At 44.1% G+C, this 19960-nt stretch carries 16 protein-coding genes and 1 tRNA gene; 7 read left to right on the top strand and 10 right to left on the bottom strand.

Annotated elements, in window-relative coordinates:
• The first annotated feature begins 144 nt into the window (after positions 1-144).
• The 3 genes from pyrC (at position 145) to MSG93_RS11705 (ending at position 1924) form a co-directional block, all read left to right on the top strand.
• Positions 145-1179, top strand: coding sequence for a dihydroorotase (gene pyrC, locus MSG93_RS11715; protein WP_004773730.1), 1035 nt, complete (start codon positions 145-147; stop codon positions 1177-1179).
• Positions 1164-1829 carry a ribonuclease T gene (gene rnt / locus MSG93_RS11710; protein WP_032871505.1) on the top strand — a complete coding sequence of 222 codons (666 nt, stop codon included), beginning with the start codon at positions 1164-1166 and terminating at the stop codon, positions 1827-1829. Before pyrC ends, rnt begins: the two co-directional genes overlap by 16 nt.
• A 19-nt stretch (positions 1830-1848) precedes the next feature.
• Positions 1849-1924 (top strand) — tRNA-Glu (locus MSG93_RS11705).
• Positions 1925-1992: 68 nt separating this feature from the next.
• Here MSG93_RS11705 and MSG93_RS11700 read toward each other — a convergent pair.
• The 7 genes from MSG93_RS11700 to MSG93_RS11670 all read right to left on the bottom strand — a co-directional run bounded on the left by MSG93_RS11700 (position 1993) and on the right by MSG93_RS11670 (position 13070).
• Positions 1993-2538: a DUF2726 domain-containing protein gene (locus MSG93_RS11700; protein ID WP_324621971.1), complete on the bottom strand. Its 546-nt coding sequence runs from the start codon at positions 2536-2538 to the stop codon at positions 1993-1995.
• 110 nt (positions 2539-2648) lie between these two features.
• Positions 2649-3893 carry an NADH:flavin oxidoreductase/NADH oxidase family protein gene (locus MSG93_RS11695; protein ID WP_005231675.1) on the bottom strand — a complete coding sequence of 415 codons (1245 nt, stop codon included), beginning with the start codon at positions 3891-3893 and terminating at the stop codon, positions 2649-2651.
• 99 nt (positions 3894-3992) lie between these two features.
• On the bottom strand, positions 3993-5597 hold the full coding sequence (locus MSG93_RS11690; protein ID WP_324622108.1) for a dipeptide ABC transporter ATP-binding protein: 1605 nt from the start codon (positions 5595-5597) through the stop codon (positions 3993-3995).
• Positions 5575-6585, bottom strand: coding sequence for an ABC transporter permease (locus tag MSG93_RS11685; protein ID WP_324622107.1), 1011 nt, complete (start codon positions 6583-6585; stop codon positions 5575-5577). The genes MSG93_RS11690 and MSG93_RS11685 overlap by 23 nt, the downstream gene beginning before the upstream one ends.
• Positions 6585-7655, bottom strand: a complete 1071-nt coding sequence (yejB, locus tag MSG93_RS11680) for a microcin C ABC transporter permease YejB (protein ID WP_324621969.1) — start codon at positions 7653-7655, stop codon at positions 6585-6587. The genes MSG93_RS11685 and yejB overlap by 1 nt, the downstream gene beginning before the upstream one ends.
• 306 nt (positions 7656-7961) lie before the next feature.
• Complete coding sequence (locus MSG93_RS11675) at positions 7962-9803, bottom strand: extracellular solute-binding protein (protein ID WP_324621968.1); 1842 nt, start codon at positions 9801-9803, stop codon at positions 7962-7964.
• 6 nt (positions 9804-9809) lie between these two features.
• Complete coding sequence (locus MSG93_RS11670; protein ID WP_324621967.1) at positions 9810-13070, bottom strand: lytic transglycosylase; 3261 nt, start codon at positions 13068-13070, stop codon at positions 9810-9812.
• A gap of 329 nt (positions 13071-13399) precedes the next feature.
• Between MSG93_RS11670 and dnaQ the strand changes: the two genes are divergently transcribed.
• The 3 genes from dnaQ to nudC all read left to right on the top strand — a co-directional run bounded on the left by dnaQ (position 13400) and on the right by nudC (position 17275).
• Complete coding sequence (gene dnaQ / locus MSG93_RS11665) at positions 13400-14749, top strand: DNA polymerase III subunit epsilon (RefSeq protein WP_005288002.1); 1350 nt, start codon at positions 13400-13402, stop codon at positions 14747-14749.
• Positions 14750-14876: 127 nt separating this feature from the next.
• The gene (locus tag MSG93_RS11660) at positions 14877-16523 is read left to right on the top strand and encodes a hypothetical protein (protein WP_005288005.1); all 1647 of its coding nucleotides are present in this window, start codon (positions 14877-14879) and stop codon (positions 16521-16523) included.
• On the top strand, positions 16523-17275 hold the full coding sequence (gene nudC, locus MSG93_RS11655; RefSeq protein ID WP_324621965.1) for an NAD(+) diphosphatase: 753 nt from the start codon (positions 16523-16525) through the stop codon (positions 17273-17275). The genes MSG93_RS11660 and nudC overlap by 1 nt, the downstream gene beginning before the upstream one ends.
• Before the next feature lie 38 nt (positions 17276-17313).
• Here the strand turns inward: nudC and MSG93_RS11650 are convergent, their stop codons facing one another.
• On the bottom strand, positions 17314-17817 hold the full coding sequence (locus MSG93_RS11650; protein WP_324621963.1) for a hypothetical protein: 504 nt from the start codon (positions 17815-17817) through the stop codon (positions 17314-17316).
• Positions 17818-18028: 211 nt separating this feature from the next.
• On the opposite strand from MSG93_RS11650, the gene MSG93_RS11645 reads away from it, so the two are divergent.
• Entirely contained in the window at positions 18029-18283 is a 255-nt protein-coding gene (locus MSG93_RS11645) for a helix-turn-helix domain-containing protein (protein WP_005288014.1), read from the top strand.
• A gap of 66 nt (positions 18284-18349) precedes the next feature.
• On the opposite strand, the gene MSG93_RS11640 is transcribed toward MSG93_RS11645, so the two are convergent.
• Complete coding sequence (locus MSG93_RS11640; RefSeq protein ID WP_324621961.1) at positions 18350-19222, bottom strand: alpha/beta hydrolase; 873 nt, start codon at positions 19220-19222, stop codon at positions 18350-18352.
• Positions 19223-19225: 3 nt separating this feature from the next.
• Positions 19226-19936: a BON domain-containing protein gene (locus MSG93_RS11635; protein ID WP_005288019.1), complete on the bottom strand. Its 711-nt coding sequence runs from the start codon at positions 19934-19936 to the stop codon at positions 19226-19228.
• Positions 19937-19960: the final 24 nt, after the last annotated feature.

Raw genomic sequence — 19960 nt, 5'->3', positions numbered from 1 at the left:
AATGCACTGTTCTTGTGCCGCATAAAAATAACACAATTTCTCATTTTGTCATGTGCTTTGCTTAACCACTTATCCGTAATTGTAGTTACCATTTTCGCGGTTTATGCATTATTATTTGTATTATTTTTAAGTTTGAAGTAGACCTTGAATACTCTTACACTTTTACAACCCGATGATTGGCACGCTCATCTGCGTGATGGTTTAGCTTTAAAACGTACTGTCCCTGATTTAGCCAAACAATTTGCCCGCGCAATTTGTATGCCGAATCTTGTTCCACCCGTTAAAACTGTCGAAGAAGCTTTGGCATACCGTGAGCGTATTCTGGCTCATGTACCGGAAGGCCTGAATTTTGATCCACGTATGGTACTTTATTTTACCGATCACACCTCTCCGGATGAAGTTCGTAAAATCAAAGAATCTGAATTCGTCAATGCAATCAAGCTCTATCCTGCCGGTGCAACCACCAACTCGGATAATGGTGTCAGTGATATCCGTAAGGTATATGGCGTGATTGAACAACTTGAGGAACATCAGGTTCCTTTATTGCTCCATGGTGAAGTAACCCATAATCACGTCGATATTTTTGATCGTGAAAAAAGATTTCTGGATGAAGTCCTGTCACCATTGCTCAAGCAATTCCCGCAATTAAAAGTCGTGCTAGAACATATTACAACAAGCGATGCGGCTAATTTTGTGCTTGAACAGGATCGCAATGTTGCTGCAACAATTACCCCGCAACATTTACTGTTTAACCGTAATGACATGTTGGTCGGCGGTGTTAAACCGCACTTCTACTGTTTGCCAATTTTAAAACGTCAAACTCACCAAACCACGTTATTAGAAGTGGCGACCAGCGGTAATCCAAAATTCTTCCTCGGCACAGACAGCGCACCGCATGCGCAAAATGCCAAAGAGAATGCATGTGGCTGTGCAGGCTGCTATAGTGCACCCAATGCCATTGAGCTGTATGCACAGGCATTTGACCAGGTCGGCAAGCTGGAACGTCTGGAAGGTTTTGCCAGCATGTTTGGTGCTGATTTCTATGGTTTACCACGTAATACTTCAACCATCACCTTGGTGAAAGAAGAAAATACGGTTGCCGAGTCTTTTGATTATCTTGAAGATCAAAAAATTATTCCACTTCATGCAGGCAAAACGCTGCAATGGAGAAAAGTGTGACACAAGAAGAAAACAAAGCGCCTGTGATTGGTCAGCGTTTTCGTGGATTTTTGCCTGTTGTCGTCGATGTCGAAACAGCAGGTTTTAACTCACAAACCGATGCACTGCTTGAAATCGCGTGTATTCCAATTGTTTACGATGAAAACGGTCAATTTGTACCGGGCCCATCGTTTCAAGCGCATATCAATCCGTTCGAAGGTGCCAACCTGGATCGCCGCTCGCTGGATTTCATTGGTATTGACCCTTCTAACCCAATGCGTATCGCCATGGCTGAAGATGAACGTACTGCTTTACGCCGTATTTTCAAATCTTTAAATGAAGTCCGCAAAGCACAACATTGTACTCATGCTGTGTTGGTGGGTCATAATGCACACTTCGATTTAGGTTTCCTGCAAGCTGCGATTGCGCGTTCTGGAACGAAGAACCAGAATCCGTTCCATAGCTTTTCAGTCTTTGATACGGTGACGCTAAGTGCAGTCATGTTCGGACAAACCGTGTTGGCACGTGCCTGTATTCAGGCTGGAATCGAGTTTGATGGTAAAGAAGCGCACTCCGCGTTATACGATACCCAGAAAACGGCTGAACTGTTTTGCTATATTTTGAACAAACTGTCTCCTCACCTTCTTGACACTTTGGTGACAGAGCCCTAATATACACCCACCTCAAGAAGTCCCTATCGTCTAGAGGCCTAGGACATCGCCCTTTCACGGCGGTAACCGGGGTTCGAATCCCCGTAGGGACGCCAAATTTGAAAAAGCCACTGCATCTTAAGACAGTGGCTTTTTTATTTAATTAAAATATTTTCTACAATAATCAAAGTACTTTTTGTTCATGTGATTCAGTTTCAAAAATAAAAGCCTCAGAGACTAGAGCAGTCTTCTCTAGTGTTTCAGATTCAATTGTTGTGGTTGCTATAGAAGTTATTCCGAAATCTTTTTTAACTTGATCTATATCAGGTGTTCTTTGATAGCGAATGATTCGATATCCTGCTTCAATAATTAAACTATCTCTATCCGCATCTTTATCTTCTTTCCCTTTATGGGATGAGTCATCAAGTTCAACAATAGCTACAATATTGAATTGTTTATCCAATACAACAAAATCAGCAACTTTACGGTTAAATAAATTCCTGGTAGCGTAGCCCTGAGCTGTCATAAATGCGCTAAATGAAACCTGCGCCAAAATAATATGCTCTGGTAATGCTTCTCTTAATCTGAAGAAAGTTGGTTGTTCATTCATTGTTAGAATACGTTTACCCTTAATCGGATTACGCGCCCCGCCTTTCTTTTCTTTCTTCGCATTCCCTAAAACTAAAGCCACCATTGCAAATACAACAATTAAAATAATGATCCACATCATAAATATCTCCCCTTTAATAAAAAGAACATTCTAAATTTAATTATTAAAAGAATTCTACTACGGTATTATTTATGAATAATAAAAAGGACTCCGAAGAGCCCTGACATAAATTACGCTGACTTACGCGAATTGACACGCCCTTTTACCACCGCCTTGATATTTCCTTTGGCATAATTCAAAAATACCAATAGCGGCGATAGTTTTGGATTTGGTTTTTTGCCTTGTCCAATCGCCTTAAATTGTGCTGCATACCAGATGATTTCCATGATGGCCATTTTATCGACAAATGGAATTCCAGTTTTAATCTGATTCACCGCATAACGGACATCATGTCCTGCGATTAAACGTTCAGGTAAATCAACTTCAACCGCCAATGGACGCGCAATTCCAATAAAATCACATGCGCCACTTTGCAATGCAGCATTCATGCCTTCCACGGTACGGAAGCCACCAGTTACCATCAGCTTACATGACACATGCTCACGGATCTTTTCGGCAAATTCCAAGAAATAGGCTTCACGGGCAATGGTGCTGGCTTTGCGTTTTTCTGCCTTTGCACCCGCCATCGCAGGTGCCTCATAGGTACCGCCAGAGATTTCAATGATATCAACGCCAGCTGCATCAATTGCCTTAAATACGGTAATTACATCTTCTTCGGTAATTCCACCACGCTGGAAATCAGCGGAATTTAATTTGACCGAAATGATGAAGTTTTCAGAGGTAACTGCGCGTACGGCCTTGTAGATTTCCAGTAAGAAACGCATCCGGTTCTCGATGGAACCACCCCATTGATCAGTACGTTTATTGGTTAAAGGTGATAAAAACTGGCTGATCAAATAGCCATGTGCGCCATGGAATTGTACCCCTTCAAAACCCGCCTTTTCACACACTGCAGCAGCAGTTGCAAATCGCTGGATAATATCCAGAATTTCTGCATGCGTCAGCTCACGTGGCGTGCCAAACATGGTTGCCAATACAGGGCTAAAAGGCACAGCCGAAGGTGCAACCGTTTCTTTATTTAAACCTTTAGGACACTGGCGACCAGGATGTGACAGTTGAATCAATTGCACCATTCCGTGTTTTTTACCCACGGCAGCCCATTGCTTTAACTTTTCCAGATCACGTTCGCTTTCAATTGCCACCACACCTGGTTCATTCTTGGCCCCGATATTGACCATCACATTGCCTGTAATGGCACAGCCTAAACCACCTTTCGCCCAGGCTTCATATAATCCAATCAGCACATCATTGGGTTGTCCTGCATCATTGGCAAGCGCTTCACTCATTGCCCCTTTAATGATGCGATTCTTAAATGTGGTATTGCGTATCTGGATACTGTCTGCAATCTGACTCATGGTCATCCTCTGCTTTAATTAGAGTGTTTACTCTAATTTAATCTGATTATTATGGCTGTCAATAGTTGTTCCGACAAATTGACAATATCACATGTCAGTTTATTTACAATGCTCATATTGGCTGGCAGCAATGAGTTGACGGGTGTATTCAGTTTGAGGATGGGCAAATAAGGTCTCGGTTGCTTGATATTCCAAGGCTTTCCCTGCATGCATCACCAGCACTTGCTGACACAAGGCTTTTATGACTTGCAAGTCATGACTAATGAACAGATAACTGATCTGCTCTTGCTGTTGCAAACGCCGCAATAATTGAATGATGGCAAGCTGGGTAGATCGATCCAGCGCTGAAGTAGGTTCATCCAGAATAATCAGTTTCGGCTGTACCACCAGCGCACGTGCCAGTGCGACCCTCTGCCGTTGCCCGCCCGAAAGCTGATGTGGATATTTATGTTTATCCTCTGGCGACAATTCAACCTTGAGTAAAACTTCTGCAATTTTTGCAGCGCATTGTTGTGGGGACATAGACTGTAATTCAAGTCCTTCGGCAATACTCTGCCCAACCGTCATTCGCGGATTTAAACTACTCAAAGGATCCTGAAAGACAATTTGCAAGTTACGACGAACCGGTCGAAGCTGTTTCTGTTTAAGGTGGTTCAGGTCTTGGCTCTGAAAACTGATTTCACCTGTACTGGCAAGTAAACGGGCGATTGCCAAGGCAATCGAAGATTTGCCTGAACCACTTTCCCCGACAATGCCTAGCGCCTCACCTTGCATGAGCCGGAAGTTGATGGATTCAGCGGCAATTTTATAAGACTGAATCCGGTTCAATAAACCTCGTTTTAAGGGATATTTTACTGTGACCTGTTTGAGTTCAAGCACAGGCTCAGTCGCTTGTAAGGTCAAAGCTTGCCCAAAATCTTGATTCAATAAATTTTGTGTATAGACGGTCTGAGGACAGCTAAAGATTTCCGTGCTACCGCCCTGCTCTTCTACACGCCCTTGGTTCAGCACCAGCACATGATCTGCATATTGCTGAACAAGACCAAGATCATGGCTAATCAAAATCATTGCCATCTGGCGTTGTTGCTGTAGTTTTTTTAATAAGCTCAAGACCTGTGCCTGTAACACCACATCTAAAGCCGTGGTTGGCTCATCTGCAATTAAGATCTCGGGCTCTAAAGCCAAAGCCATGGCAATCATCACGCGTTGACGTTGACCGCCAGACAATTCATGAGGATAACGCTTTAAAATGTGTTCTGCTTCTGGCAGACCCACCTCATGTAATAAGCCTAGTGTGTGCAGTCGTAGCGCAGCTCTTGTCTCACCCTTTAAAAGCAGGCTTTCGCCAAGCATTTTTTCCACGCTATGCAAAGGATTCAATGCCGTCATCGGCTCCTGAAAAATCATGGCAATTTTTTTGCCACGTATGTGCTGCAACTGCGGTTGGCTCAGTTTCAGTATGTCCTGACCCTGAAATTGAACGACTCCTGTCACTTGCAAGCTATTCGGCAATAACCCCAACAATGCCAACGCAGTAATGGATTTACCTGAACCACTTTCCCCCACGATGGCAAGCGTCTGTGTAGGGTAAATTTTAAAACTGACCTGCTCAAGCAGCGTTTCTGAACCATGAGCAATACTGAGCTGCTGTACGTTGAGTAAAGGTTGATTTAGAGGCAACTTATCGTCTTGGGTCAAATGCATCACGTGCCGCCTCCCCAATATAAATCAGCAAAGACAAAACCATCGCCAAGCTAAAGAAGCCCGACAATGCCAGCCACGGTGCATCCAGATTATTTTTCCCTTGTAATAATAATTCGCCGAGCGAAGCCGCATCCGGTGGCAAGCCATAACCCAAAAAATCCAGTGCAGTTAAGGCAATAATATTGGCCGTGAGCATAAAGGGAATTTGTGACAGGCTAGAACTCATCGCATTGGGTAAAATGTGTTTAAAGATAATCTTATGCTGACTGACACCCAAGGCTTGCGCTGCACGAACATAATCCAGATTGCGGGCACGTAGAAATTCGGCACGTACCAATCCTACAAGCTCGGTCCAGCCAAACAGCAGCATGATCACAAACAGCCAATACACACTCGGACTAAACATACTGACCAGAATCATCACAATGAAAAGCATCGGTAAGCCACCCCACACTTCCAGAATGCGTTGTCCAATCAAGTCAACCCAGCCACCATAGTAGCCCTGTATTGCCCCCACCATCATGCCGAGCACCGCAGAACAGAGTGTGAGTGCAAATCCGAACAGCAACGAAACCCGCAGACCATACAGGATTCGGGCAAATACATCCCGTCCCTGATCATCGGTGCCAAGCCAGTTCTGTGCGCTTGGGGCAGAAGGCACGGGTACAGCAAGGGAAAGATTCGGGGATTGATAGGAAAAAGCCACCGGTGGAGAAATCATCCAGCCCTGCACCTGTATCAACTGCTTGACCACGGGGTCTTGATAATCCGTAGCTGTTTCAAACTCCCCACCAAAGGTGGTTTCCGGATAATCTTTCAGAATCGGAAAATAAAATGACTGCTGATAACGCACCAGCAAAGGTTTATCGTTGGCAATCAGTTCCGCCAGCAAAGACAGTCCGAAAATAATCAAGAACAGGATCAGGCACCGAAAACCCAGCTTATTTTGCCGGAAGCGTTCCAATCGCGCTTGCATCAACGGTGGCATCATTGTCCACCTCTTGATTCAAAATCAATTCGCGGATCGATGAGCTGATAAAGTAAATCACCCAGTAAACGTAAAAGCATGCCGAATAGGGTAAATAAAAATAAAGTGCCAAAAATAACCGGATAATCACGTTGGGTAATTGCCTCAAAGCCTAATAATCCGATCCCATCCAGATTAAAAATGATCTCGATAAATAAATTACCGACAAAGAAAATCCCCACCAGCGTTTCTGGCAAAGCAGCAACTACAATCAGAATGGCATTACGAAAGACATGTCCATACAGCACCTGATTTTCACTTAATCCTTTCGCTCGGGCCGTTAATACATAAGGCTTGTTCAGCTCTTCTACAAATGCATATTTTGTCAGGTAAGTTCGTGCGGCAAAGCTACCGAGCAGCATACTCAAAATCGGCAAACACATGTGCCACAGATAATCTTTGATTTTTGCCAGAAAGCTTAACTGGGAGAAATTTTCAGACACCAGCCCTTGCAATGGAAACCATTGCAAATAACTGCCACCTGCAAAAAAAACAATCAATAAAATGGCAAAAACAAATGATGGAATGGCATAACTGACCGCCAATAATAACGATGTGGATTGATCAAACAGCAAGCCATTATTTTTTGCTTTTTTAATCCCGAGTGGAATGGCAATCAGATAAATCAGGAAAGTACTCCACAACCCCAAAGACAAGGTCACAGGCAGCTTTTCATAGAGCAGTTGCGTGACAGGTTTATCTTTAAAAAAGCTGGTGCCAAAATCCAGATGCATATAGCCCTTCAGCATCAGCCAGAAGCGTTCTGCAACAGGACGATCAAAGCCATACTGGGCTTTAATCTTTTCGATCATTTCGGGGCTTAAACCCCGTGCACCCTGATATTGTGCCAGATTCGCCAAACTCGTCTGTCCGCTTGCTCCTGCACCTAAACCTTGTGCATTTTGAATGTGCTGAATCGCCTGTTCAACCGGCCCGCCAGGCGCAATTTGTACAATCAAAAAATTAATCAATAAAATCAAAAATAATGTCGGGATCATCAACAACATTCTTTTTAGAATATAGTGCATCATTGAAATCGAACCCTTATTCATTAATTTACTCAGTTTTTATGAAATCTAACATGAGATAAAACACGCGGAAATGTCATCCACAAGCTGCGTGGTTTAAACAAGATCATGTTGTTGCGAAATAATAAAAGAGGTCCAATAAGTAAACAGGTTTTGTGGTGAGCTGCGATTATAGCAGCGTAACTTGTTATGAGGCGAAACCAAAGTCAATCCAGCTGAAAGCTTATCCTGAAATTAAGATGAGAACTCGGTAAGACACCGCCATATTAATCTAACAACTTCATCAAACGCTAGTCAAAAGCATGCTAATTAATGCTTTTGTATAGACTGCCCCTGTTTCTTAGTCTGATCTGCATCCACCCACCAATATTCCCATCCCACAGAAAGCTTTGGCTTCACGGACGGTTGCTGATAAATATCCCAATAGGCAAACCAGCGTTCAGGTTTTCCATAGGTCAGAATCTGGTAATAACCTGCACGTAACAAACGATCAAGCACACGGGTATAGAGCACAACTTCTTCACGTGTTTTGGCCCTAACAATTTTTTCAATCATCTGATCAATGACAGGATTTTTAATCCCTGAATAGTTATAGTTACCCGCTTCATCTGCTGCTGCACTCCCCCAGAATTGGGCCTGCTCTTTACCTGGCGTTAAGGTCTGTGGCAATTTCAATACCATCATATCAAAATCCTGACGACGAATCCGTTCCATGTACTGAGGAACATCGACCTGTCTCAGATTAACCTGAATTCCGAGTCTTTTCAGGTTCCGTACAAAAGGCATCAGCTCACGTTGCGGATTTTCCTGCTGCATCAACAGTTCAATTTGAATGGCTTTGCCGGTGCGATCATATAATTTTCCGTCACGAATCACATAACCCGCAGCTTTTAAGAGCTTTTGCGCGATCAATAAATTGTTCCGATTAAAGCCACTGGCATCGGAAACCGGATAGCGCCAGTCTGCCAATACCCCTTGTTGCATCAACGGATTCAGTTGTGCCAGATAGGGCTGCAATACTTTCAACTCCGCAGCACTGGGACGACCTGTGGCAGCCAGATCGGTATTGTCAAAATAACTTTGCAATCGCTGATTTTGATTAAAAAACAACGCTTTATTCTGCCATTCAAAATCATAGGCATAGGTCAATGCCTGACGTAGATGAATGTCATTTAAAGGCGCGCGACGGATATTAAATACCAGACTCTGAATATCAAGCGGTGTGGCTAAACGTGCTTTGTACTTTTTCACCAAGCCTGCTTTCGCAGCCGGGAAATGATAGGAGGTGACCCAATTCCGGATATTTTTTTCTTCGTATAAATTAAATTGCCGTGATTTAAAGCCTTCAAAACTGACCTCTAAATTTCGGTAATAGACATATTTCAATCGATCAAAATTATAACGGCCTTTATTCACAGCTAAATCTTTGGCCCAATAGTTCGGACTGCGTTTATAGGTAATACTGCGTCCAGCATCAATACGTTCCACCATATAAGGCCCGGAGCCGACTATGGGATGCAGCGTGACACGGCTAAAATCTTTATTTTTCCAGTCCAGTTTTGAATAGATCGGTAAGCTCGCAACGATCAGGGGCATTTCGACATTATGTCTAGATTTAAAAATGAATTTCACCTGATGCCGAGACAACACTTCTGTTCTGGCCAGATCAGACAAATACATTTGAAAGCCAAGATTGGCTTTGGTTTGGTAGGTGTCAAAGGTAAATTTGACGTCTTCTGCCGTTAACGGCTGCCCATTATTAAAACGGGCTTTGGGATTTAGATGGAAGATGATCGACTGTAAATGATCCGGATCATAACTGACCTTTTCTGCCAGTAAGGGATACATTACCCGAGGTTCATCCAGCGAACGATCCATCAGGCTATCAAACAGGTAATTCACCCCTTCGGTGGAACTGCCCTTGCCATTCATGCTATTTAAATTATCAAAGGTTCCCAGACTGGACTGACTCAGCACTCCACCTTTGGGCGCATTGGGATTGGCATAAGGCATTGCCTTGAGCTGGGCATATTTAGGCTGCACATGCATGGCCAAATAAGGGGTGGTGTGGATGGCAGCAAATGAAAGCGGAGCAAAAAGGCTTAGTCCATAGCATAGACTAAGCCTTTTTATGCAAAGCAATGAAGTCATGCTGAATTACAGGCTAGGCACTTTAATCACATCACCAATGCGTAACTGAGTACTTGGGGTTAAGTCATTCATTTCTGCCAATGCATTGGTTTCCATACCATAACGACTTGCTAAACCAATCAGCGTATCGCCACGTTTAACTTTGTACTCGGCAATGGTTTTCGGTACCAAGATATTTTGTCCACGTTGCAGACTGGTATTGGCTTTCAGATTATTTAAATCTGCCAACTCACGGCCCGACATACCAAAACGATTGGCAATACTGTTCAGTGACTCGCCTGCTTTTACACTATAGCGCTCGGTGTTGCGGCCTGGTGCTGCAGCTTTAGGTGCTGTTTTCGCCGTGTCTACGCTTGCTGCTTCAGCCTTAGGCGCATCTCCCGTGAGTTTCAAACGTTGACCGATACGCACGTTACTGCTACGGGTTAAACCATTTAGGCCTGCCACATAATCCAGCTGTAAATTATAACGGTTGGCAATATTGCCTAAGGTGTCACCCGACTTGACGGTGTAGACTTCTGGTGTACTGTCTTCTCTTGACTTTGTATTGCTGCTAGTCACTGTTTTTGCAGGAACATCGCCTGTTAATTTCAAGCGTTGACCTACACGTACGCCCGCAGTTCGTTCCAGACCATTCAGATCAGCCACATAGCTCAATTGCAGGTTATATTTGGCAGCAATCGCATTCAGGCTATCACCCGACTGAACCACATACTGGTCAGGCACGGTTGAACCAGCTGGAATCTTTAAACTTTGGCCTAAACGGACACCGCTATTTGCCTTTAAATTATTAAGTTCGGCCAGTTCACTCAAGCTGATTTTTGACTTGGTCGCAATACTGGATAAGGTATCACCCCGTTGCACGGTATAGTTTTCAGTTTTATAACTGGACGATGCCGTTACATTTTCATATTTAACCGTGTTTTTAGTCGGCTCGGCAGCTTCTTCTATTTGCGAAACTTCATGTAATGGAACATTGATTTTCTGTCCCACAAATAAACTGCTGCCCGCAGTTAAGCCCGAGGTTAAAGACGCCAGCTCCTGATTTGACAGCGCATAACGATCAGCAATCAGTTTCAAGTATTCGCCACGCTTAACCGTATAAGATTTTGTCGCGACCTTGGCTGTAGCAGACGCTTTGCTTTCGTTATTACGGGCGCTTTGCTGAGTCGTACGTGCATTATTTTTAGGCTCAAGCAATGTAAGTCGTTGACCAACGAATAAGCCATCTGTCACTGACAGGTTATTGTAATCGGCGAGCTGCTTCAGGCTTAAATCAAAACGTGAAGCCAGATTGGTTAAGCTATCGCCTGATTGCACCACATAGCTGTCGGGTTTCTCTGCGGCTTTCGGTGCTTCCGCTTGTGGTTTGGCATTGTATAAATACAAACTTGCGCCAACAAATAAAGTTCCGTTTGGATCAATCTGGTTCCATTGTGCAATATCACGCCAGTTCACACCATTTTTCTGGGCAATAACCGCTAAGGTATCCCCAGGTTGTACCACATAGGTACTGCGTTTACCCTTCGGTGCGGTCACCACAACGTCAGTATCGGTCTTGATATAAGGCTTGCCCTGGTTACGTTTAGCATCTTCGCTATTTGCCGTGGCACTGTCTTCAAGCAAATTCTTTGGATACGCAAAGCCCTTACTGACTTCTTGCCCTTTTTCATCTGCAACCGATTGGCTGGTTTGAATCGCAGTTAATTTGATTTTGCCATCAAATGGATCGACAATCTCGGTCCCTTTCGGCGCAATTGCCTTAATTTCTGCAACCACCTGATCCCGTTCAGCCTGAGTGGCTTGTGGCTCTAAAGCCTGAGCAACGGTTTCCTTCTTGCCCTCTTCCTTGATCGCAGCCGTGATTTGCTCACGCTCTTTCAGTGAAATTGGTGGCTCTGTTTTCACAGGTTTGACATTTGCAGCAGGCGTAATTGCCACAGGAATACGTGGTGCACTTGGCACATCTGCGGCGGCTGCAAATGAAGCCAGCGCATCCGATCCTCTAGGCGTATTGACCTTTGACTTTGGAATGCTTGACGTGGTGGTACGCGTGCTATTGCTAGCCGTCAAATTAGGTGGTGTCTTGGTCGACGGGCTTACGTTTTGTGGCGTGCTGGTTGTAGTTCGAATAGTGGTCGATGTACTCGACGAACTGTTTGCCATTGGCGGTGGTGTTTTATTGCTGGCCCAGAAACCACCTGAACCTGATTTGCCTGAACGTAGCTTGGCATCAATTGATGGGCTCAAATCCGCTGGGATTAAAATTCGCATCGGGCTCATTGGATCAACCATTTCGCCACGATAGCCCGGGTTCAATGCATATAATTCGGCACGACTCAAACCGGTAATCGAAGCGATCTGGTTTAACTCGAGTGGTGCTGACAAACTGACTTCACGGAAGTGAGGACGGTTGGCAATCGGCGGTAAACTCACACCATACGCCCCCGGATTTTTAATAATTTGGGCTACTGCCAAGAAACGCGGTACATAGTTCATGGTTTCTTGCGGCAGTTTTAAGGACCAGTAATCGGTTGGCAGGCCAGCGGCACGGTTACGGTTAATCGCCTGCTGAATACGGCCTGGGCCAGCATTATAAGCAGCCAGCGCAAGTTCCCATGAACCAAACTGGTTATATAAGCTTCCAAAAAACTCATAGGCAGCACGGGTTGACTCTACAACGTCACGGCGACCATCATACAGGCTGGTTTGTTGCAAACCATAAATACGTCCCGTACTTGGAATAAACTGCCATAAACCTGCAGCCGCAGCACTACTGGTCGCTGCCGGATCGTAAGAACTTTCAATAATCGGAAGTAAAGCTAGCTCGGTCGGCATACCGCGACGTTCTGCTTCTTTGACCGTATGATATAAATAACGACTGGCACGGGCGCTCAAACGGTCTAGGTAAGGTTGACGTGAAATAAACCAACTACGTTGTGCTTCAATACGGGAATCCCAATGATTCAGGTCCATCTTGAAACCGACCGTCATGCGTTTCCACACATCACCGTGTTTTAACACCAGTAAACGATCCCCTTCCACAGCACGCATATCGGTTGCAGAAAGCAAGTCTTCCAGTGAATCTAAACTGCTTGCGTCCAGATAGCCTGAACCGACCTGTTTAGAAGATGAGGTTTTCCCTGATTGAGGTGTTGAAGAACAACCCGTGGTAATTCCCAACGCGGCTAGAGCAGAAGTGAGTACAGTGATTTTGAATAATGATGTTGCAGATGTTTGCGACATCAATTTGCCCGATTTATACATAAAAACTTCCAGTCAACTCACGCTAGTTTTACTTTAGATTTGCCATTGTATTAAAGCATGTCACTTAGACAAGGTAATAATTTAACGTGATTTGCATGGAAATGTTACAAGAAATTTAAAAAGATGAGTTTTGTAACGTTCAAAAACAGAATTTGGCTTTACAATACCCCTTCGGGCATGGGGATGCTAAAATTCTCAAATGATCTGAACTCAAGTAAAAATCTGGGTTCTGGTTCATTTGCTTAATCCGCAATTGAAGATTAGCTTTCATTTTCGGATTCTAAAACTCAGATTTTTCACGCTGCTTATTTTATTGTTCAGGTTCAGATATGTCACAAACAATCACGCTTTATGTTGATGGCGCATGCAAAGGAAACCCAGGTCTCGGTGGTTGGGGTGCGTATGTCATTACCGAACAAGGTGAACACAAGCTTTGTGGCGGTGAAGCGTTAACAACCAACAACCGCATGGAACTGCAAGCGGCAATTGAAGGCGTTTCCTTTTGCCCGGTAGATGCCCATCTGATTATCTGGACAGACTCCAACTATGTCAAACAAGGCATCACCGAATGGATTCATGGCTGGAAAAAGAAAAACTGGAAAGATGTTAAAAATCCGGATTTATGGCAAAAACTGGATGCTGTCTGTGCCAATCGAAACATCGAGTGGAACTGGATCAAGGGACATGCCGGCCATGAAGGCAATGAAATGGCAGATCAGCTGGCAAATTTAGGCGCAGAACAGACGGCTCAACAATTAAAAAATGCAACGCAGGCTAACGCTGATACAAAAAAGCCTGAAGCTGACTGGCTCTTAAATGATCCTTTTGGCTTGGATATGGATGCAGAAGCGGATGATGTTGAGATGATCGAAGACACTGAAGATGATGTTGCAGATGAAATTGAAACTTCAGAAGAGACATCCTCGGCACCAGTTTCCAGTCAACATCCACAGATTGTGGTCACTGAAGCAAAATTAAAGCTGCAAGGCCCCCGTCAACTGATTCTGGATACCGAGACCACCGGTTTTTACTTTCAGGATGGCGACCGGATTATCGAGGTGGGTGCGATTGAGATGATCAACCGTAAACTGACCGGTAGCTCGATTCATATTTATATCAATCCGGAAAAACCGGTTGGTGACTCTGAAAATGTCCATGGTATTAGTGATGACTTTCTGAAGGACAAGCCGAAGTACGCCGAAATTGCCGACGTTCTATTTGCTTACCTGAAGGGCGCTGAAATTATTGCGCATAACGCTACCTTCGATATGAACTTCCTGGATATGGAGTTCAAACGCACGGGATTACCTGCACTTTCAGAAGTCTGCGACGTCACCGATACCTTGGCAATGGCCAAAAACAAGCATCCTGGACAAAAGAACTCTCTGGATGCGTTGGTACGCCGTTACGAAATTCCGGCACGCGATCGTACTTTCCACGGTGCGTTACTCGATGCTGAGATTCTGGCAGATGTGTACCTTGCCATGACCGGCGGGCAGGTCTCTTTTGATATGGATGCCCTGTCCCAGACCGAACAAAATCAGAATAAAACCACCCGTCAACGCGTGGAAGTCGATTTACCTGTGATCGAGCCTTCTGAACATGAGTTAAATGAACATGAGACCTGGGTCAAACAATTCGAGCAAAAACATGGCGAACCTTGCCTTTTCGCAAAATAAATTTACTGCTCAATGTAACTTTTTGTATTTCAAGTTTTAAAACTTACGTTATATTAACTCTTAAAGAATCAGGCCTTCTTTTTCAGAAGGCCCATGGATATAACAACTCAGGAAAGGTGTAGGTCATATGTCTTACCAAACCTCGATTCACTTCGACCCAACGGCATTATTAATAATAAAAAATGAGATCGATAATTCGATTAAATTGGTAGAAACAGCCGTCAATACCCTTGCCGAAGAACAAGCCTTACCCTTCGGGATTGATGATGCACTCAACCAGTTTGAACAATGTACTCAAGTACTTGCTCTGATTGATATGCCTCACTTATCACAAATTACTCAATATTCTGCTGAGCTGATGCGTAAAATCATGGCCCAACCGCAACAGGTTCAGACCAGTGATGTGGTTGCCCTCAGTGAAGGCACCACCATGCTGAAGCGTTATATTGAGTTTATCTGCCTGCGCGAAGTGAAAGTGCCACAGTTCTTGCTGGACACACTCAATCGTCTGGAAAAAGCATTAGGTAGACCGCTTACCAAAGAAGGTCAGACCGTTCAGCCATTGCTGGAATTGATTACCCCAAGTTTTAATTTGCCGCAGGCACCTACGCTGGAGCAATCGCAATATATTCATCAGTTATATAAGCTTTGCCTGAACAAACTGATCAAACAATCTGAAACAGCACTTGACCTGCAAGGCATTAAATTAGTGGGTGTTTATCTTGCTGGTTTAGCATCGGGCCAACCTAGCCAGCAGTACTGGCAACTGGTCAATGTTGGTTTAGGTCACATTGATGAGCTTTCGATTACCGAAGCACGTTTACGCACCCTCATCCAGATCGAAACCAATATCGGTCAATTTCTGGCACAACCCCATGCTTTCAAAAATAGCATTGCTGATCTGGCCGATATTTTATGTATCTGTATCAGTCAGGAAGATGAGATTTCTGAACATATTCGCGAACAGTTAAATATTGGTGATGAGTTACTCAGCGATACCCAGCTTCAGGTGCTGAGCCGCCATTTATACGGTCCTGACTATGAAACGGTACATACCATTAGCCAGTTAATGACCAATGAGATGGTGCAAATCCGTAATGAAATTGAATACAACCATCAGAATATGTCGCCTGAAAAGACGCAGGAAATTCAGCAAAAGTTGACGCAGCTTTGCAATGTTTTCAAGGTATTGAATCTCAACGAGGCCGCAAGAGAATTAACCCAGCAGGCGGAAAAACTGAGTTTGCCAAATACCTTAACCGATGCAACTTCAGTACAACAGCTCATGAACAGCATTCTGGCATCGATGAACTCAATTGGTATTCTGGAACGGAATTACACCTCAAGTCGTTTACAGTTACGGGTCAATAACATGCAGATCTCGCTGGATCGTTTAGATGAAGCGCATCAGGCCTTATTGACTGAAACCAAAACACTGGTGGAAACCTTGACACAAACGTTAAGCTTGTATGTTCAAGACCCGGCCTCCCATAGTCTGGAAGCTTTGCCAGGCTATTTGAAAGAGCTTGCGGGTGCTGCCCTGTTCCTTGGAAGTTCGGCGCAACAAAATGCCTTAATCGGAGCTGCACAATTTGCCCAGCATCGTCTGGATCAACATCAGGCCTTCTCTGCGGACGAAATTAATTGTGTTTTAAATGTTGTTGCCGGTCTGGATTTACTGGTGGATAACTTGAAGAACAAGCAACCCGTCTTGCAATCTATGTTTGATGTGGCATTATCGAACAGTCAGCAATTACAATCTAAAGCCGCATAATGACTCAATTATCACTTGCTTATATTTTTCAACACCAGAAACTTTTAGTAGACGAAAACTTTCAACTGCCTAAGGTTGAAAAGTTGGCAAGTGACCTCCCCATCCACCAGAATGATCAAGTCATCGCACGTGATCTTCTGGAAGATGAAGCCATTCCAGAAGGCTATCAACTGATTCCAATTCGGGAACTCATTCAAAGCTGGTCAAGCAGTGATTTTTTGCAAGCCAGTCGCGCCGTGCAATTACTGGAATGGCGACGTAACCACAAGTTCTGTAGCCACTGTGGTCATGCAACCGAAGTGCATGCTAAAGAATATGCCATGGTCTGTCCTGCTTGCGCTTATCATCAATATCCACGTGTTCAGCCGTGTATCATCACGATTATCACCAAAGGTGACAATGAAGTGCTGCTGGCTAAATCAGCGCACAATAAAAGCAATATGTATGGACTGATCGCAGGCTTTGTTGAAGTCGGCGAAACCTTGGAAGAAGCCGTACAACGTGAGGCTTTTGAAGAGGTCGGACTGAAACTGAAAAATATTCGCTATATGTCCAGTCAGCCTTGGCCATTTCCAAGCAACCTGATGATTGCCTTTCATGCTGAATATGAATCGGGGGATATCCAGCTGCAGCTTGAAGAAATCAGTGATGCACAATTCTTTAAATTCGATCAGCTACCAGAAATTCCATTCAAAGGCAGTATTGCGCATAGCATGATCATGCAAATGATCGAAAGTAGAACCGTGGCCTAATGGTTTTGATCAGGTTCTAGTCCATACACATAGCCTAATCAATGGATGTCTTTCATTCCGGCAATAATCCGCTGCATGTGTACTGAATCAATCTGTAATGCTTGTGATAAATGCTTCAGCACATCACGCACCTGTTCATCTGACCATTGTCGGAAAAACATCAGACTCAGGGTCTGCTGAATTAACCAGCAATGCGCCTGCTGATCGAGTAGATGTGAAATACTCAATAATTGCGGGCCAATATGTTGCAATCGCATGCTGGAACTTGACTGAAGTATGCGTTGAACCAGCTTCTGCTGTGCATCAGGATAATGCTTAAACAGGCATTGAATGACTGGCACTAGTCTAGCTTCACATTGCCCTTTTTCATTACGGATCAAATAATGAAATAGATTTGCCAATGTTGCAGGCACCACTTCTGGGGGAAATATCTCAGGATCAAGGGGTTGCGGCGCTAAAGACAACAGCTTTGGGGTAGACTCCTCTGTTAGCAACGCTTGGGCCCAATGTTGTATATCATTGTTGCAATTCATGTCCGCCATACCATTGTTCCTGTTCTCGCGCTCACTTTGCCCTCCAAGAAAACTTGCGGTAATGGCGGTTTTTTATAGCGACTGCCTAACATTCAATCCCCCTCAGCCTGTGTAAATTTTTATTGATCTATGTCGCAACTTCAGATTTTTTTATGCCCAACCCGACATTAGATTTGTACCTATTTTGGGTAATTGAGTTAATTTACCATAAATAGGTACAATGACAAGTAGTATTCATACCGATGAAATGAACATTTTGTGCCACTGGCTTAAACAGCAGCGCACAATGCAACAATTGACCATGCGTGAACTGGCCTCACGCATGGCTAAGCCACATTCATATGTACAAAAAGTGGAGCAAGGAGAACGGCGGCTGGATGTGGTGGAATATGTCTGGTACTGCACAGCGCTGAACATTGATCCACACACAGGGATTCATCTCATTCTGGATGCCATGCAATCACACAAAAAATAAAGGCAGATCACCGAGTTTCAGTAATCTGCCTTGAATATGCTGTGGATTGATCAGATGAGTCCTGTTTTAAGGCTCCAATGCCTCATCCAGAAAATGCAGGATAGTCCGCTTGGTCTTGAAATAATGGCTCATTAAGCTCGCCAGCGTCGCCACTATCGTGATATGACCTGTCTTTGGAATCACGGCGATATGACTATGATTCCCCTTCGCTCTTAGCGCCTTATCCAGATCAAAGCTATTTTCCTTCGCCACCAGTTGATCCTGTTCGGCCATCAATAAATAATGTTTAATCTGGTTCGGCTCGATAAAGTAATAAGGCATGACTTGCTGATAGGAAATTTTCTGATCAAAAGCATGCTCTGCCAGCGGATCGCCCTTATAGTCGAAATGATAAGGACCAGCCATACCGACAATGGCACGGATCTTGTCTTTATATTTAAAGTTTTGTGAGTAAGCAGAATACACCACAGACATCACATTAAAAGCGCCCGCCGAGTGCCCCATCAAAATGATATTATCGGTAGAAATATTCAGCTTGTCCTGATTCTGGCTCAGGTAGTGAATTGCTTGCGCAATGTCATCAATAAAGGTTGGAAAGATATGGGCCGGAGCAAGATGATAATTGATCACCGCAACATCATAGCCCTCTCTGGCAAAACTTTCTCCAACAAATAAATAATCACGCTTATTGCCATGCTGCCACGAGCCACCATGCACAAAAACAATCAGTGGTCTTTGCTTTTTCGGGGTTTTGGTCCGATACAAATCCAGCCGCTGTCTTGACTTTAGCCCATAGGCCAAATGCTCGTGTTTTTCAAACGTATCTTTCGGGGTTAGATAATTAATCGAATAACTGGCAAAATCATAAAGGCGAAACTCCTGATAGAACGTTTTCGCCTTGATGACATTTTCTTGTACTTGTTGGATGAGTTGCTTCATAAATTAAGGATTAGTTGGAGTAATGGTCGCAGGGTCCGCCTGATCTGGATCAATTGCAACAGGTGTCTCAACTAAAGGCTGTGTCGTCGCAGTATCCACCATTGGCGTAGCTGCTGTTGAACTGGCGACAGTACCTGAAGGCTGGTCCACATTGTCAATGAGCGTCACAATTTTAGTCACATTTCCAACTTTTTGTAAGACGTCATCCAAATCTCGTGATTCAGCTGTATTTAAACGTCCCATCACATACAGCACACCATTTTCGGTATGTACCAATACTTTGCTATCCGACACTACTGGCGCTTTCATTAACAGGCCACGAGTATTTGCAGTCACCGTCGCATCTTGCATGATGGTGTTATAGCCAACTTTGTCGCCCACCGTAATATAGTTGTGTACTGCTTTAACATCCGTCATTGAGCGCAAGTTATCTTCAGCCAACTGTTTTAAATACGGATCAGGAACCTGTCCTGTCAATAAAACATTGCTGTGAAAACTTTCAATGTTGATACGTGACTGTTTAAAACGGTGATCTAATTTATATAAATTGATATTTGCAGTACGCTTGATTGAAGAATCAATAAAAATCTGCCCCAGACTACGCTCACCACTATTTGTTCCGACTGGTGACGTTCCCGTACCCCCAGAAATAAAACTCGCACATCCCGATAAACTTGCAGCGCAAAGCAACGTAATCGTTAAACGTTTTAACACTTGGCAAGACTCCCTAACTACAAA

The sequence above is a fragment of the Acinetobacter sp. IK40 genome (assembly GCF_035615075.1).
GTDB lineage: Bacteria > Pseudomonadota > Gammaproteobacteria > Pseudomonadales > Moraxellaceae > Acinetobacter > Acinetobacter courvalinii.
This window is presented reverse-complemented; position numbering and strand designations above follow the sequence as displayed.